General features: G+C 65.7%; 12 protein-coding genes. 6 read left to right on the top strand and 6 right to left on the bottom strand.

Annotation, left to right across the window (positions count from 1 at the left end):
* The first annotated feature begins 88 nt into the window (after positions 1-88).
* From BRSPCE3_RS25785 to BRSPCE3_RS25775, 3 genes are all read left to right on the top strand, one after another.
* The gene (locus tag BRSPCE3_RS25785; protein ID WP_244069102.1) at positions 89-1,180 is read left to right on the top strand and encodes a hypothetical protein; all 1,092 of its coding nucleotides are present in this window, start codon (positions 89-91) and stop codon (positions 1,178-1,180) included.
* A gap of 91 nt (positions 1,181-1,271) precedes the next feature.
* Entirely contained in the window at positions 1,272-2,819 is a 1,548-nt protein-coding gene (locus BRSPCE3_RS25780) for a hypothetical protein (protein WP_244069101.1), read from the top strand.
* Between the two features lie 187 nt (positions 2,820-3,006).
* Positions 3,007-3,171, top strand: coding sequence for a hypothetical protein (locus tag BRSPCE3_RS25775; protein ID WP_244069100.1), 165 nt, complete (start codon positions 3,007-3,009; stop codon positions 3,169-3,171).
* Positions 3,172-3,313: 142 nt separating this feature from the next.
* On the opposite strand, the gene BRSPCE3_RS25770 is transcribed toward BRSPCE3_RS25775, so the two are convergent.
* Entirely contained in the window at positions 3,314-4,519 is a 1,206-nt protein-coding gene (locus tag BRSPCE3_RS25770) for a CaiB/BaiF CoA-transferase family protein (RefSeq protein ID WP_244069099.1), read from the bottom strand.
* 301 nt (positions 4,520-4,820) lie between these two features.
* Complete coding sequence (putA, locus tag BRSPCE3_RS25765) at positions 4,821-7,829, bottom strand: bifunctional proline dehydrogenase/L-glutamate gamma-semialdehyde dehydrogenase PutA (protein WP_244069098.1); 3,009 nt, start codon at positions 7,827-7,829, stop codon at positions 4,821-4,823.
* A gap of 127 nt (positions 7,830-7,956) precedes the next feature.
* Between putA and BRSPCE3_RS25760 the strand changes: the two genes are divergently transcribed.
* The 3 genes from BRSPCE3_RS25760 (at position 7,957) to BRSPCE3_RS25750 (ending at position 11,394) form a co-directional block, all read left to right on the top strand.
* A complete protein-coding gene (locus tag BRSPCE3_RS25760) occupies positions 7,957-8,421 on the top strand; it encodes an Lrp/AsnC ligand binding domain-containing protein (protein ID WP_139485763.1) in 465 nt (154 codons plus the stop codon).
* A 120-nt stretch (positions 8,422-8,541) separates the two neighbouring features.
* Positions 8,542-9,165 carry a hypothetical protein gene (locus BRSPCE3_RS25755; protein WP_375709967.1) on the top strand — a complete coding sequence of 208 codons (624 nt, stop codon included), beginning with the start codon at positions 8,542-8,544 and terminating at the stop codon, positions 9,163-9,165.
* 189 nt (positions 9,166-9,354) lie between these two features.
* Positions 9,355-11,394 (top strand): tetratricopeptide repeat protein, encoded by a 2,040-nt coding sequence (locus BRSPCE3_RS25750; RefSeq protein ID WP_244069097.1) that lies wholly within the window; start codon positions 9,355-9,357, stop codon positions 11,392-11,394.
* A 201-nt stretch (positions 11,395-11,595) separates the two neighbouring features.
* Here the strand turns inward: BRSPCE3_RS25750 and BRSPCE3_RS25745 are convergent, their stop codons facing one another.
* The 4 genes from BRSPCE3_RS25745 to BRSPCE3_RS25730 form a co-directional block, all read right to left on the bottom strand.
* Positions 11,596-11,796, bottom strand: a complete 201-nt coding sequence (locus BRSPCE3_RS25745) for a cold-shock protein (RefSeq protein WP_021079749.1) — start codon at positions 11,794-11,796, stop codon at positions 11,596-11,598.
* 283 nt (positions 11,797-12,079) lie between these two features.
* Complete coding sequence (locus BRSPCE3_RS25740; protein WP_244069096.1) at positions 12,080-12,391, bottom strand: cytochrome c; 312 nt, start codon at positions 12,389-12,391, stop codon at positions 12,080-12,082.
* Positions 12,392-12,402: 11 nt separating this feature from the next.
* A complete protein-coding gene (locus BRSPCE3_RS25735; RefSeq protein WP_244069095.1) occupies positions 12,403-13,602 on the bottom strand; it encodes a molybdopterin-dependent oxidoreductase in 1,200 nt (399 codons plus the stop codon).
* 221 nt (positions 13,603-13,823) lie between these two features.
* Positions 13,824-14,051 carry a hypothetical protein gene (locus BRSPCE3_RS25730; protein ID WP_194459279.1) on the bottom strand — a complete coding sequence of 76 codons (228 nt, stop codon included), beginning with the start codon at positions 14,049-14,051 and terminating at the stop codon, positions 13,824-13,826.
* Between the last annotated feature and the right edge of the window lie 20 nt (positions 14,052-14,071).

Genomic DNA, 14,071 nt, shown 5'->3' with positions numbered 1-14,071 from the left:
AACTCCCTAAAATTTAGGTAATGGCGGAGCGGGGTAACCATTTCGCAAGCAATAAAAGTTACCGAATTGTCAACCCAGTCTGGAGACTTTGAACGTGAGTGAGCAGCAGAGCGAGCCGGTCAGCGGTCAAACCGGCGCCGAAATGGCGGCGAAGAGCGAGCCCGCGATGGCCGTGGCCGGTGTCGAGGCTCCGCGACTGGCGCCCGATCAGGAAGAGACGTCGCCGAAGGCCGACGCGCCCCAGATCGACGCGCCGAAGGCCGAAGCCCCCAAGGTTGAGCCGTCCCGGCTCGATCCCGCGATCGAGGCCAGGATTGACGCCAAGATTGATCCCAAGATCGATCCCAAGATCGATCCGACCAATATGGAAGTGCCCCGGGTCGAGACCGGCAAGCGTGAAGAGCCGCGTTTCCCGGGCAAGCTGATGATCATGGCGCCGGGTGATCGGGCTTGGGACCATGACGCAACCGCCTCCAGGCCGGGCGCCGATCAGGGCGCCAAGGCGGCAGGCAAGCCGGCCGGCACCCGCCGGTTCGGTGCGATGGCCGCGGTAATTGCGCTGGCGACCGTGGCGGGCGCCATCGGCGGCGCGCTCGCGACCGCCGGGCTCGGCCATCTCGCCGCCCCCGCCGCTGCTTCCGTCAGGGATGTGGCTGCCAACGACGCTGCCAAGGACGCCGCCGCCAAGGAGGCGGCCGACGCCGCGCTCGCCAGGATCGAATCCGAGATCACGGCGCTGAAGGCCAGCGTCGAGCAGACCGCCAAGGCCGGCCAGGCCCAGTTCAGCAAGGCCAGCGACCGGATCGAGAAGGTCGAGAAGGCCCAGGCCGAGCCGATCGCCAAGCTCAGCAAGCTCAGCGAGACCGTCGAGAAGCTGCGCGCCCCGCAGACGACCGTCGCCGCTGTCACGCCCGCCCGCGAGGTCACGGGTTCGATCCCGCCGGCAACGGCGGCGGCCGCGCCGGCCGCTCCCAAACCCGAAGTCGGCCGCCTGCCGGTGGTCGACGGCTGGGCGCTGCGCGACGTCGGCAATGGCGGCGCGCTGATCGAGGGCCGTGGCGGCATCTACGAGGTCTATGCCGGCGATCCCGTCCCCGGCCTCGGCCGCGTCGACGCTATCCGCAAGCAGGACGGCCGTTGGGTGGTCGTCACCAGCAAGGGCCTGATCGTTTCGCGTTGATTGCCGAAACACGACAACACCAAGGCGCTTCACCGCGATGTGAAGCGCCTTTTTTCTTGAATAGGATTTGCCGCGCGGTGTTAGTGGGGGCATGAGCCGCGCGCTGAAATGCCTTCTCGTTGTCTCAGTTCTGCTCTGTGGCGCCGTGCCTGCACGCGCCGCGGAGGATCAAGCGCTGGAGCGTGGCTCGGCAGTGATCGATCCCGCGATCCTGCGCGAACTCGATCACGGCCGCCTCGGTCTCGGCCGGATGCTAGCGCCGGAACGCTCCGCCGACACGCTGCTGTCCAACCGCGACCTGTTCGGATTGCCGGCGATGGTGCCGGTGCGCGAGGCGCTCGATCGCGAGTTCGATCGCTATGTTGCAAAGCATCAGGCAAGCCTGCCGAACGAGAGCATCGGCATCGGCGACGGCTTTGCGTTCCAGCTGTTCGACCGCACGCTGCTTCAATCCCCTGATGTTCGCTTCGTGCTGGCCGGGATCGTCAACCGCATGGACCGCGCCTATGTGGCGCCGAAAGCCTGCGGCGAGATCCGGCTGATCTATCGGCTGACCCGCACCGACGTGCCGCTGATCGGCGAGAACGCGGTCTCGCAACGGCTGCCGATGACGCTGAACCTGGTGCTGAAGGCGAAGGGGGGCGGCAACGATGGATCGCTCTCCTGCCGCGAGATCGCGCGGCGCTGGCTGGCGACCGGTGGCGCTCAGCCTGCGATGGAGAAGCTATTCGGCAAGGACGGCCCGCTCGACCTGATCGATGCCCGCAATATCGATCGCATCGAAACCAATCTGCAGATCGCGCACGCGCCGAAATCCGCGGTGCGCGACTTCCGCACCGACTATCTGCTGAAAGTGTTCGACTATGACGGTGCGGCGAAGCGATTTGCCGAGGCGCCGCTCGAGAACCAGATCGATCGCGACCGCATTCTCGCCGACGAGGCACTGCGGCGCGACTTCAAGGCATGGTTGCTCGATCCCGGGCATTTTGCCGAGCTCGATCGCGGCACCGTGCTGATCCCGGATCGCTTCCTTGCGACCGGTGCGGTCGCGCCGACGCCGGCCGGTTTTGACGTCAGCGAGCTTGAGCCCGAGTTCGGAATGGTGCAGGGCGAGGGGACGGCCGGCAACGCGGTGTTCTCGGAAGGGGACGTCGTCGGCGCCTTGCAGAAGGCCGCGGCCGACGGGACGAAGCTGCAGAACATCCAATCGCTGGCGGGCTTCGAACGCCGGCTCAACGACGTCACCTGCGCCGGTTGCCACCAGACCCGCGGCATCGGCGGCTTCCATTTTCCCGGCGTCGACTGGATGGCGGCAAGGCCGTCGAACTCCACCGTGGTGCCGGCCTCGCCGCATTTCTTCGGCGACCAACCTCGGCGCCGCGATATTCTCGCAAGCTTCCGCGACGGCGAGGCGCCGGACTTCTCGCGCGGCTTCTCCAACCGGCCGCAACTGCGCGCCAGCGCCGAGCTCGCCGGCACCGAATACAGCGACGGCTGGGGCGCGCATTGCTACCTGCCGGGAGCCAAGCCGGCCGAGACCGACCGCAGCTTCCGCGGCTGGACCTGTGCCGAGGGCCTCGCTTGCCAGGTCGCGGGCAAGACCTCCCGCATGGGCATGTGCTTCGTGAAGGGGCGCTGATCCGCCAGCCGGAACCGAAGCGTCTCCGCGTCATTAATTGATGCTACACTGCCGCTTGCCTAAAGCGCGACGAGATTGCGATATCGCGCTTAGCTTCTTGTTTGAGCATGGTCTTTTCGGAAAGCCGCTTCGCACTTTTCCGGACCATGCTCCTGGACCTGACAGCTCTTGACCGGAGACCGGCCCGATGAGTGCTTCCGAGGACAACAAGCAGCGCAATCGCGAGATCGCGGCCAATGAGGCCGAGCGTCAGGCGACCAGCGCCGTCCGCGTCAGCAGCTGGGCGATCGGGCTTGCGGTGATCGTCGCCATCATCGTTGTGGCGATCGTCTGGGCCTGGATGAAGCGCTGAGCTTCCTTTGTAGCCCGGATGGAGCCAACGGGTCGCGCGTACGCGCGCCCGATGACAGGCTCCGCGTGATCCGGGAACGAAGCATCCGTGGACGCAGCCGCCCGGATTGCGCTTTGCTCCATCCGGGCTACGCGTCGCGTGATTACGCCACGGCGCCGGACGCGCGCAGCTTCTGGATCGTGGCTTCGTCGTAGCCGGCCTGGCGCAGGATCTCGTCGGAATGCTCGCCGACCTCGGGCGGTTTGCGCGGCTGCACCTTCTTGGCACCGTCGATGAAGATCGGGCTGTTGACGGTCAGCATGGTGTCGTTCTCGAAGCGCACCAGCACCTCGTTCTCGATCATCTGCTTGTCGTTCGGGATGTCGTCGAGGATGCCGACGACGCCGAACACGAGGCCATTGCCGTCGAGGATCTTGCGCCATTCGGCGAGGTCCTTGCTGGCGAACACCTCGTCGAAAATCTTGATCAGCTCGACCGAGCGCGCATGGCGGTCCGCCTTGGTGGCGAAGCGCGCATCGGCGACGAGGTCCTCGCGGCCCATGCAGCGCGCCAGCGTCGGCCATTGCCGGTCCTCGTTGAGCAGCGACAGGATCAGCCAGCGGCCGTCCCTGCACTTGTAATGGTTGGTGACGGCGTTGAGCGCCTCTTCGCGCGGCTTGCGCTTCTTGAACTTGGCGCCGGCGAGCTTGGCCTGCGCCAGAACGCCGTTGGCCCAGACGCCATTGGCCATCAGATTGGTCGAGACATGCGAGCCCTTGCCGGTCTTCTCGCGCTGGAACAGCGCGGTGACGATCGCGCCATAGAACGCCATCGCGCAGGGGTGGTCGCCCATGCCGGCGACCGACCGCGCCGGCGTGGTGTCCTCGTCGGCACGCACCAGGTCCATCAGGCCGGAGCGAGCCCAATAGGCGTTGGAATCGAAGCCGGGCTTGTTGGCCTCTTCGCCCTTCTCGCCATAGCCGGTGAACGACGCATAGATCAGCCGGTCGTTGAGATGGGCGAGATGCTCGTGGGTGATGCCGAGCTTCGCGCGCACCTGCGGAGGCATGTTGGTGATGAAGACGTCGGCCTCGGCGACGAGCTTGTAGAGCACCTCGCGCGCGTCCGGCTTGGTGAGGTCGAGCGCGAGGCTCTTCTTGTTGCGGGCTTCCAGCATCCACGCGAAATTGTGCTCGCTCGCGGGATAGCCGGGCAGATTGGGCAGATTGCGGTAGGGGTCGCCGGCACCGGGCGGCTCGATCTTGATGACGTCGGCGCCGAAGTCGGACAGCACCGTCGCGGCCGCGGGTGCCGCGATGAAGCTCGCGCAGTCCAGGACCTTGAGCCCGTCAAAAATGCCTTTTTCCATCGTGCCGTCGCTCCCGTGGCGCTTGTTGGTGTTTTTCCGGTAGCTGGAATTATCGTACGCGATGATCCCGATCGGACCGCCATTTGACCCATCTCGGGGGCACGATGCAACGGCACTTTCTTACCCTCCTTTTTTGCCCTCCCCTGGAGGGGGAGGGTCGGTTCGCATGGAGCGAAGCGCAATGCGAACCGGGGTGGGGTGATCTCTCAACACGAGCGGCGTTCGAGTGGAGAGACTGTCACCCCACCCCGCCGCTCATTTCATTCGCGTCGACCCTCCCCCTCCAGGGGAGGGTGAAGTGCTACTCCACCCCCGCCATCAGCGCCGCATTGCCGCCCGCGGCGGCGGTGTTGATCGTGATCGTCTGCTCGGTGGCGAAGCGCGTGAGGTAGTGCGGGCCGCCGGCCTTGGGGCCGGTGCCGGAGAGGCCGCTGCCGCCGAACGGCTGCACGCCGACCACCGCGCCGATCATGTTGCGGTTGACATAGATGTTGCCGACCTGGAGACGGTCGATGACGTGCTCGATGGTGTCGTCGATGCGGGAATGGATGCCGAGCGTCAGCCCGAAGCCGGTGGCTTCGATCGCGGCCAGCACGTCGCCGAGCCGCTCGGCGCGGTAGCGCACGACATGCAGGATCGGGCCGAAAACCTCTTCCTTCAGTTGCCCGGCCGCCGATAGCTCGAAAATATGCGGCGCGACGAAATTGCCTGCCGGTGCCGCGCCGGCGAGATGCACCCGCGCTTCGTTTTTCATCTGCGCGATATGCGCATCGAGCCGCCGCCTGGCCTCGGCATCGATCACCGGACCGATATGCGTCGATGGATCGGAGGGATCGCCGATCTTCAGCTCGCGCGCGGCGCCCGCGATCATCTCGATCATGCGGTCGGCGACGTCGTCCTGCACGAACAACAGCCGCAGCGCCGAGCAGCGCTGGCCGGCGGAACGGAACGCCGAGGTCACGACGTCGTCGGCGACCTGCTCGGGCAGCGCGGTGGCATCGACGATCATCGCGTTGATGCCGCCGGTCTCGGCGATCAGCGGCACTATCGGGCCGTCCTTGGCCGCGAGCGTGCGGTTGATCGATCGCGCCACCTCCGTGGATCCTGTGAAGACGACACCGGCAATGGCGGGATGGCTGACCAGCGCCGCGCCGACCGCGCCGTCGCCCTTGACCAGATGCAACGCCGAGGTCGGCACGCCGGCCTGATGCAGCAGCGCGACGGCCTCGGCTGCGATGCGCGGGGTCTGCTCGGCCGGCTTTGCGATCACCGCATTGCCCGCCATCAGCGCCGCCGTCACCTGGCCGAGGAAGATCGCGAGCGGGAAATTCCACGGCGAGATCGCGACGAACGCGCCGCGGCCGTGCAGCTCCAGCACATTGCTTTCGCCGGTCGGCCCCGGCATCGTCTCGCCCTTGCCGAACAGCTGTTGGCCGAGCGCCGCATAATAGCGGCAGAAGTCGATCGCCTCGCGCACCTCGGAGAGCGCGTCGTCGAGTGTCTTGCCGCCCTCGCTCTGCAGCAGCGCGAGCAAGTGGGCGCGACGCTGTTCGAGCAGGTCGGCGGTCTTGTTCAGGATCGCGGCGCGCCGTGCGGCCGGCGTCGCGTTCCAGGCCTTGAAGCCGCGCCGTGCCGCGGCAACGGCGTCGTTTGTCTGTTCGGTCGTCGACGTCCTGATTGCAGCAGAGGTCTTGGGCTCGGCCGCGATCGCCGATGTCAGCTGGTGGAGTGCTTTGCGTTCGCCGAATTCGATGCCGTGCGAATTTTCGCGCTGCGGGCGGTAGAGATCGGCCGGCAAGGCAATCGCGCTATGCGAAGCCCTGTCGTCGGCATCGACGATCGCGGCCGGGCGGCGCAACAGGTCCGTGATCGACACCCGACTGTCGGCGGCCAGCGCCACGAAGGACGAGTTGGCGCCGTTCTCGAGCAGCCGCCGCACCAGATAGGCGAGCAAATCGCGGTGGCTGCCGACCGGCGCATAGGTGCGGTGGGCGATCTCAGGCCGGTCGTCGCCGAGCTGCGCGTAGAGCGCCTCGCCCATGCCGTGCAGCCGCTGGAATTCGAAGCTGTTGGGATCGTCTGACAGTTCGAGGATGGTCGCGACGGTCAGCGCGTTGTGGGTGGCAAATTGCGGAAACAGCCGTGGCCGCAGCGCCAGCAGCTTGCGCGCGCAGGCGATGTAGTTGAGGTCGGTCATCGCCTTGCGGGTGAACACCGGATAGCCGCCGAGCCCGCGCTCCTGCGCGCGCTTGATCTCGGTGTCCCAATAGGCGCCTTTGACCAGCCGCACCATCATCCTGCGGTCGAGGCTGCGCGCCAGCGCGTCGATGTAGTCGATCACCTCAGCGGCGCGCTTCTGATAGGCCTGGATCGCAAGCCCAAAACCGCTCCAGCCTGATAGCGACGGGTCGGCGAGCGCGGCCGCGATGACGTCGAGCGACAGCTCCAGCCGGTCGGCTTCCTCGGCATCGACGGTGAAGTTGAGATCGAACGCCTTGGCGCGGCGCGCGAGATCGACCAGTTGCGGCACCAGCTCGGTCATCACCCGCGCGTGGCTGACCGCCTCGAAGCGCGGATGCAGCGCGGAGAGCTTCACCGAGATGCCCGGCCGGTCGGGCAGCGGCTGATCGCCGGCCGCCTTGCCGATCGCGTCGATCGCGCGGGCGTAGGATTCGAAATAGCGCTGGGCATCGTCCGCGGTGCGGGCGCCCTCGCCAAGCATGTCGAACGAATAGCGCGAGCCGCGCGCGGTGTGCGATTGCGCGCGCGACAGCGCCGCCTCGATGGTCTCGCCGAGCACGAAATGGCTGCCCATCAGCCGCATCGCCTGGCGGGTCGCGGCGCGCACCGCCGGTGCGCCGAGCCGTTTGGTCAGCCGACCTATCGTTCCCTGCGGTGTTTCGCCGGGCTGGATCACCCGCGCCGACATGCCGAGCGCCCAGGCCGAGGCGTTGACCAGGAAAGCGCTGGATTTGGTCTCGTGATTGACGAAGTCGCCCTGGCCGAGCTTGTCCTCGATGAACTGGTCGGCGGTACGCGCGTCGGGCACCCGCAGCAGCGCCTCCGCCAGCACCATCAGCGCCAGCCCCTCCTTGGTCGACAGCGCGAACTCGCGCAGCATGTCCTCGACCCCGCCGAGCGGATCGTCGTTGGCCCTGATCGCCTCGATCAGGCGCGTCGCGGTGCGGTCGATGCGCGCCTCCTGCTCGGCACCGAGCCTAGCGTCCTGGCGCAGGCGGCCGGCGATGGCTGTGTCGTCGGGGGCGTAGGGCGCGCTGAACGGGGGCGGGAGCGGGGACGGGTCGGGCATGGCGATTCCTTGGGCGGTTCCTCGAGGGTTGCACGGGAACTCCTACGCGTCCGTTGACCGTAGTTCGATAGACAAATTAGCATATTTGCCTTAGAAAATAAGGACAAGATAGAGTAATACCGCAGATATGACAGAGATAGACAAGATCGACCGCAAAATCCTCTCGATCCTGCAAGGGGATGGCCGGATTGCCAATGTGGAATTGGCCGAGCGGATCGGGTTGTCGCCGACCTCGGTCGGCGAGCGGCTGAAGCGGCTGCAGCGCGACGGCTTCGTCGAGGGCTATGGCGCGCGGCTCAATCCGCACCGGCTCGGGCTCGGACTCCTGGTGTTTGTCGAGGTACTGCTCGACAAGACCACGCCCGACGTGTTCGAGAAGTTCGCCAGGGCGGTGCAGACCGCGCCGGAAGTGCTGGAGTGTCACATGGTGGCCGGCGGCTTCGACTATCTGGTCAAGGCGCGGGTCGCCAACATGACCGCCTATCGCCGGTTTCTCGGCGAGACGCTGCTGGCACTGCCGGGCGTGCGCGAGACGCGAACCTACGCGGTGATGGAAGAAGTCAAGCGCGATGCGCCGCTGCCGGTCGGCTGATTTCATCCCGATCTGATCCACAGGCATGCGCCGGATGTATTGGCATCGCTGCTCACCCGCGTTAATCCTTTGGGCGAGTTGGGGCAGGGGTTCATGACAGACGCCGATCAGCCGATACGAATGAAGCGGGCCGGATTTGCCGGCGCGCTTGCCGTGCTCATGCTCACGCTGCCGTCAGCGGCTCCGGTCCGCGCGGCCGAACTCAGCTCCGGCATCATGCAGCTCTACACCTCGGTTTCGATCTATCCGCCGTCAGCCGCGACGATGACAGTGTGTTACGGCTTCGTCTGCCGGCGTCGCGAGATGCTCGACTTCGGCGCCGCCGACAGGGCGGCCCTGACCAGGATCATGGCCACCGGCCGGGCCAATGCCGCCGCCGAGCGCGCAGCCGTACAAAAGGCCGTGATCTGGTTCGACCGCCGGATGGGCCCGATCCTCGGCACCGACAAGCGGGTGGCGAAAGCGGACTTCCGCGCCAACGACGACAAGCACAATTACGATTGCTGGGACACGACGCGTAACACCACCAGCCTGATGCTGGTGATGCAGTCGTGGAACCTGTTCAAGTTCCACGACGTCGGCGATCCCCACTACCGCGGATTTTCGTTGGGACAAACGCCGCACAACACCGCCGTTCTGCTCGAACGGGCGACCAAGGTGGAATGGGCCGTCGATCTCTGGCCGCGCGGCTATTTGCAGCCGCCTGACGTCATGACGGTCGCCAAATGGGTGACGGAAGATTGAACGGCTGCGCGCTGCGGCGGCGCGCGTTTTGTGACGTTCCATCTCCATTGATTGCGGGATAGCGCGTCAACGCTGGAACCAACGCCAGGATTCGAACAGCAGGTTCCAAAAATACATTCAATGCCCATCACCATAAGAACCAAGTGACGCGTTAACACGGGCAGCATTGGGTCAACCCGAGGCTCCGACATGCGTTCACGTTCGACCTGCATCGATGCCGCGACCGGCGGCGCTCGTTACCCACTCGTCCTGGCGCTTGCGCTGCTGCTGTGGCCTGCGCTCGCCGGCCCGGCACGCGCCGGTGATGTCGAGGATTGCAGCGGGCCGCCGACCGACAAGACCGAGGCGGTGTGCTCTGGCATCATCAACGATACCGCGCGCTCCGCGGAGGACCGCACCAAGGCGTTTGCCGGCCGCTCGCGATTCTATATTGCCCGCAACAAGATCGATCAGGCCTTCAGCGATGCCGACGCGGCGGTTAAGCTGAACGGACAATTCGTGCCGGCGCTGATCGCGCGCGGTTACGTTCAGCAACGCAAGGGTAGCCCGGATCAGGCCCGCGCCGATTTCGATCGCGCGATCGAGCTCGAGCCGAACAGTCCGTTCGGCTACCTCGCGCGCGGCAATCTGCGCGCCGACCAGCACGCCTGGGCCGATGCGATCTCGGATTACGGCCAGGCGATCACGCTGCGGCAGGATCTCCCCGCGGCCCATGTCGGGCGCGCGCGGGCCTATGTCGAATCCGGTCAGCCCGACGCGGCGCTGGCCGACGCCAACACCGCGATTGCCGTCAATGCAAGCACCCCGAACGCGTTCTACTGGCGCGGCCAGGCCTATCGCCGCAAGGGTGACATCGACCATGCGATCGAGGATTTCTCGCGCGCGATCGCGCAGGCGCCGCAGACCGAGCGCAACGCCTATTTCGCCCGTGCCCAGCTCTACAGCGCCAAGGGCGACTACGTCAGAGCCATCGGCGACTTCGACTGGCTCTTGAAGGTGCTTCCCGACAACAAGGAGATCCAGCAGCAGCGCCAGCAGGCGCTCGCGATGCAGGCCGAATTGGCCAGGTCAGGCGGCGGCGCGCCGTCGCAGGCCGCGCCGGCGCCGGCCGCGGGTAGCCAGCAGGTCGAGCAGGCCAGGCAGTTCGTCGCGCAGGGCAACTATGCGGGCGCCGTCGCCAATCTCACCCAGGTGCTGGGCGGCGATCCCCGCAACGAGGCGGCGCTGCGGCTGCGCGCACTGGCCTATTCACGGCTCGGCCGCTTGGCGGACGCGCGCAGCGATCTCGGCACCCTGCTCAAGCTCAAGCCGAACGATCCGCCGCTGCTGGCATTCCGCGCGCTCAATGCCGCCGGCATGCGGCAGTTCGACGAGGCCATGACCGATGCCGACCGCGCCATCGCGCTCGATCCGAACAACGCGCAGGCCTACCTGGCACGCGGTCTCGTCAAGGCCGGCACCGGCAAGGTGCCGGAGGCGCTCGCCGACTACGATCATTCGATCTCGCTCAATGCCAAGGAGACGCTCGCCTTCACCGAACGCGGGCTCGCCTATGTCGGCCTCAACCAGCTCGACAAGGCGCTATTGGATTTCGATCAGGCGCTGGCGCTGGTGCCGACCAATCTGACCGCCAAATCATGGCGCGGCCTTGCGCTGATGCTCAAGGGCCGGGCCGACGAGGGGCTGGTCGATATCGACGGCGTGCTGGAGCGAAGCCCGAACAATCCCACGGCACAGCTCGGCCGCGGGCTCGCGATGCTGACCTCTTCGCAGTTCGACCGCGCCATCGCCGCGTTCGAGCAGGTCATCACGCGGGCGCCCAACGATGCGTTTCCGCACGTGCTGCGCGCGCGGGCCTATCTCGGGCTGAAGAAGCCCGATGACGCGATGAAGGATCTCGACTTCGTGCTCGCCGCACGGCCCGATTATCAGCCGGCGCTGACGTTGCGCGGCATTACCTGGTCGGCGCTGCGCAACTACGACAAGGCGGTCGACGATCTCGACCGGGCGATCGCGCAGAAGGAGACGGTGGAGGGCCTGTTCGCCCGCGCCAAGGCGCACGAGGCGCTCAACCATGCCGACAAGGCGACCGAGGACTTCCGCAAGGCAACCCAGCTCGCGCCATCGAGCGTGTTCGACGTGCTGGCGCAGGCGGAGTCGAAGCGCAAGGTTCAGGAGTTGTCGAAGCGGGTGCCGTGCGGCACCGGCCAGGGCGGCACGTGTCTGTGACGTGCCAATTCAGCTGCGGCGCGCCGTCACGAAGCAAACGATCGAGGTCGGCGCGCCGGCGATGGCGGCCGCGGGAAAAATCAAAAATCGTTGCGCGCGGGCACCGTGCCCGCTCCGCCGAACGTCACGTCGTGTGATGTTGGATCGGCCCTCACTCCCGGATCTTGTCCGAGAGTGCGCCGCTGGATCTTGCGCGGAGCGCTAGACCTTGAGGTTCTCGGCTGACGTCTTGCCGCGGTTGGCAATCTCTTCGTATTCAACAGACTGGCCTTCGTTGAGGCTCTGAAGACCGGCCTTCTGAACTGCTGAAATATGAACGAAAATGTCCTTGCCGCCTGTAGCGGGCTGGATGAATCCATAACCCTTGGTCGGGTTGAACCACTTCACTGTACCTTTGGGCATTCCAGTCGTCTCCGCGGAATCAATCGAAAACAGACCAGTCGGTCCCCGCACAAACCGGCTTGTCCGTACCGCACAGGATAGCAGTTTGAAAAAAGCTGGGTAGATCAAACCACGGTGTGTTTTTGCCCGGAAACAACCCGCTTTGCAGGGTTTTGGCGCCGGATTGCCTGTTTCGTGGTCAATTGATGCACTGCAAAAAGATTGGTTCCTCTGAGACGAATTGGATCGATGGCCCCGCGCACGGGCTTTCGCACGGCGCGCGGGGAGTTCGATCGACCGCGTCTCAATAGGTCGCGGAGAGGTATTCGACGATCTTGCCGACATCGGCTTCGTCGATCGGCGCACCATAGACCTTGATCATCTTGGTCACCTCGGCCTGCCAGAAATCCTTCTTGAACTTCTCGCCCTGCGGCTGGGTCTTGATGTAGTCGGCCGAGTGGCAGGCGGTGCAATTGTTCTGCACCACCTCGAGGTTCGGACCCGGCTTGAAGGCCGCGGTCTCCTCGGGGAGCGTGTAGTTGACGGGCGCGGCCATCGTAGCCCCGATCGACAACATGGCGAACGCGGCGAATGCGGGGAGCAGCTTGCTGGTCATGATGCTTCTCCTCACGCCGCCGTGACGTGCACGGTTTCAACGACGTTGCGCAGATAGCCGGCCGGATTCCACAACGGATCCATCGGCTGGGTGTCGCCGGCATTGTTGGTGGCGCGCACCTTCAGATCCGCGGGGCCCGCCGCGAGCTTCACCGGCAGCTTCCATTCGCGGAACGCGTATTTGCCGAGATCCTTGCCGAGCTTGGCCGGTGTCCAGCTCTTGCCGCCGTCGATCGAGACCGCGACCTCCTTGATGCCCTTGCCGCCGTCGAAGGCGATGCCGCGCAGCATAACGCGGCCGGCCTTCAGCCTGGCGCCGTCGGCGACGCTGGTGATGAACGAGCGCACCGTGAAGCGGTTGATCGGGATCGTCGCCTTCGGCGCGGTGCCCGGCTCGATCGCGTTGTTCGGCGTATCCGGAATCCGGTAGGCGGACTTCATCCAGAAGCCTTCGAAGACATTGTCGATCACCGTGATCTCGTTGAGGTGCTTCACCCAATAGGTGCCGTAATAGCCGGGCACCACGAGGCGGAGCGGGAAGCCGTTGAGGAACGGCAAATCCTCGCCGTTCATGCCCCAGGCCAGCATCACCTCGCCGTCGCGGGCGTGTTCGATGTCGAGCGCCTTCACGAAGTCGGGCGTGGTCTCCATCACGGGTCCATCCATGCCGTTGAAGGTGACCTGCTTGGCGCCGGCCTGCACGCCGGCCATGTCGAGCACGGTCTTCAGCGGCACGCCGTGCCATCGCGCGCAGCCCATCGCGCCGTTGGCGAGCTGGCCGCCGGCGACGCGGGGATTGAAGAAGCCGCGGCTGTTGCCGGAGCACTGGTTGACGGCGACGAGCTCGGTGGCCTTCAGCTTCCTGATGTCCTTCAGCGACAATTTCAGCGGCTTGTCGACCTTGCCCTTGATCTCGAGCGAGAACTTGTCCGGATCGAGGTCGTAGGGGATGCCGGCGAGGTGATAGCGGACGAAGAACGCATTGTTCGGCGTCAGCGGGCCGTCGTTGAAGATCGCAAACGGCGTTTCCAGCTGCGGCGGCCGGCTGGTCAGCCCGATCATCGGGCGCTTCTGCGGGTAGCGCACCAGCGGCCGTTCGCCATTGCCAAAGGGCAGCGTCACGGTGTCGAGGGCCAGTGCGCCCCTTGATCCCAGCCCCGTCACCAAAGCGGCCAACCCGGCGCGCTTCATCAAGTCTCGTCGATCGAGCATTCCGCTTCCTCCGAAGCCGTTTTGTCGTGAGCTGGTCATCACCAGGCTCACTTTGCCTTGCGCGCCCTCGCATCATGGAATGCGCGCGGCGACAAATGTCGTACCTGACGACTTCAAGTCAATTGAGCTTTCGCAGCGTTTACCGGCGTTGCGACGCAACAACGAAAAGCCCCGGCCGCATGCGGCGACCGGGGGCATTTCCATCCAGGCAGATCGTTCGATCAGTAGCAGACGTTCACAGTGCGATAGCGATAGCCGTAGGGCGTCAGCACCAGGCGGGTGACGTAGCAGCCGGAGTCGACGAAGCCGACCGAGATGCCCGGGCCACCCCAGAAGTGATGATGGTACGGATGCCAGAAGAACGGCTTGGCGGAGGCTGCGGTCGGCGCCAGCGCGGCGGCAGCAAGCGTTGCGGCAGTAGCGAGAGCAAGCGTGACTTTGCGAAGCATCGTCGTCTCCTTCAGATGCG

It is taken from the genome of Bradyrhizobium sp. Ce-3, assembly GCF_022835695.1.
In the GTDB taxonomy this organism is placed as follows: domain Bacteria; phylum Pseudomonadota; class Alphaproteobacteria; order Rhizobiales; family Xanthobacteraceae; genus Bradyrhizobium.
Note: the sequence above shows the minus strand (reverse complement) of the source record. Positions and strands in the feature narration are given on the sequence as shown.

What these genes read in the sequence shown, in the direction of transcription:
- BRSPCE3_RS25780 (WP_244069101.1), top strand. Translation starts at nt 1,272, where the DNA reads ATGAGCCGCGCGCTGAAATGCCTTCTCGTTGTCTCAGTTCTGCTCTGT.
- BRSPCE3_RS25775 (WP_244069100.1), top strand. Translation starts at nt 3,007, where the DNA reads ATGAGTGCTTCCGAGGACAACAAGCAGCGCAATCGCGAGATCGCGGCC.
- BRSPCE3_RS25770 (WP_244069099.1), bottom strand. Translation starts at nt 4,519, where the DNA reads ATGGAAAAAGGCATTTTTGACGGGCTCAAGGTCCTGGACTGCGCGAGC.
- putA (WP_244069098.1), bottom strand. Translation starts at nt 7,829, where the DNA reads ATGCCCGACCCGTCCCCGCTCCCGCCCCCGTTCAGCGCGCCCTACGCC.
- BRSPCE3_RS25760 (WP_139485763.1), top strand. Translation starts at nt 7,957, where the DNA reads ATGACAGAGATAGACAAGATCGACCGCAAAATCCTCTCGATCCTGCAA.
- BRSPCE3_RS25755 (WP_375709967.1), top strand. Translation starts at nt 8,542, where the DNA reads ATGAAGCGGGCCGGATTTGCCGGCGCGCTTGCCGTGCTCATGCTCACG.
- BRSPCE3_RS25750 (WP_244069097.1), top strand. Translation starts at nt 9,355, where the DNA reads ATGCGTTCACGTTCGACCTGCATCGATGCCGCGACCGGCGGCGCTCGT.
- BRSPCE3_RS25745 (WP_021079749.1), bottom strand. Translation starts at nt 11,796, where the DNA reads ATGCCCAAAGGTACAGTGAAGTGGTTCAACCCGACCAAGGGTTATGGA.
- BRSPCE3_RS25740 (WP_244069096.1), bottom strand. Translation starts at nt 12,391, where the DNA reads ATGACCAGCAAGCTGCTCCCCGCATTCGCCGCGTTCGCCATGTTGTCG.
- BRSPCE3_RS25735 (WP_244069095.1), bottom strand. Translation starts at nt 13,602, where the DNA reads ATGCTCGATCGACGAGACTTGATGAAGCGCGCCGGGTTGGCCGCTTTG.
- BRSPCE3_RS25730 (WP_194459279.1), bottom strand. Translation starts at nt 14,051, where the DNA reads ATGCTTCGCAAAGTCACGCTTGCTCTCGCTACTGCCGCAACGCTTGCT.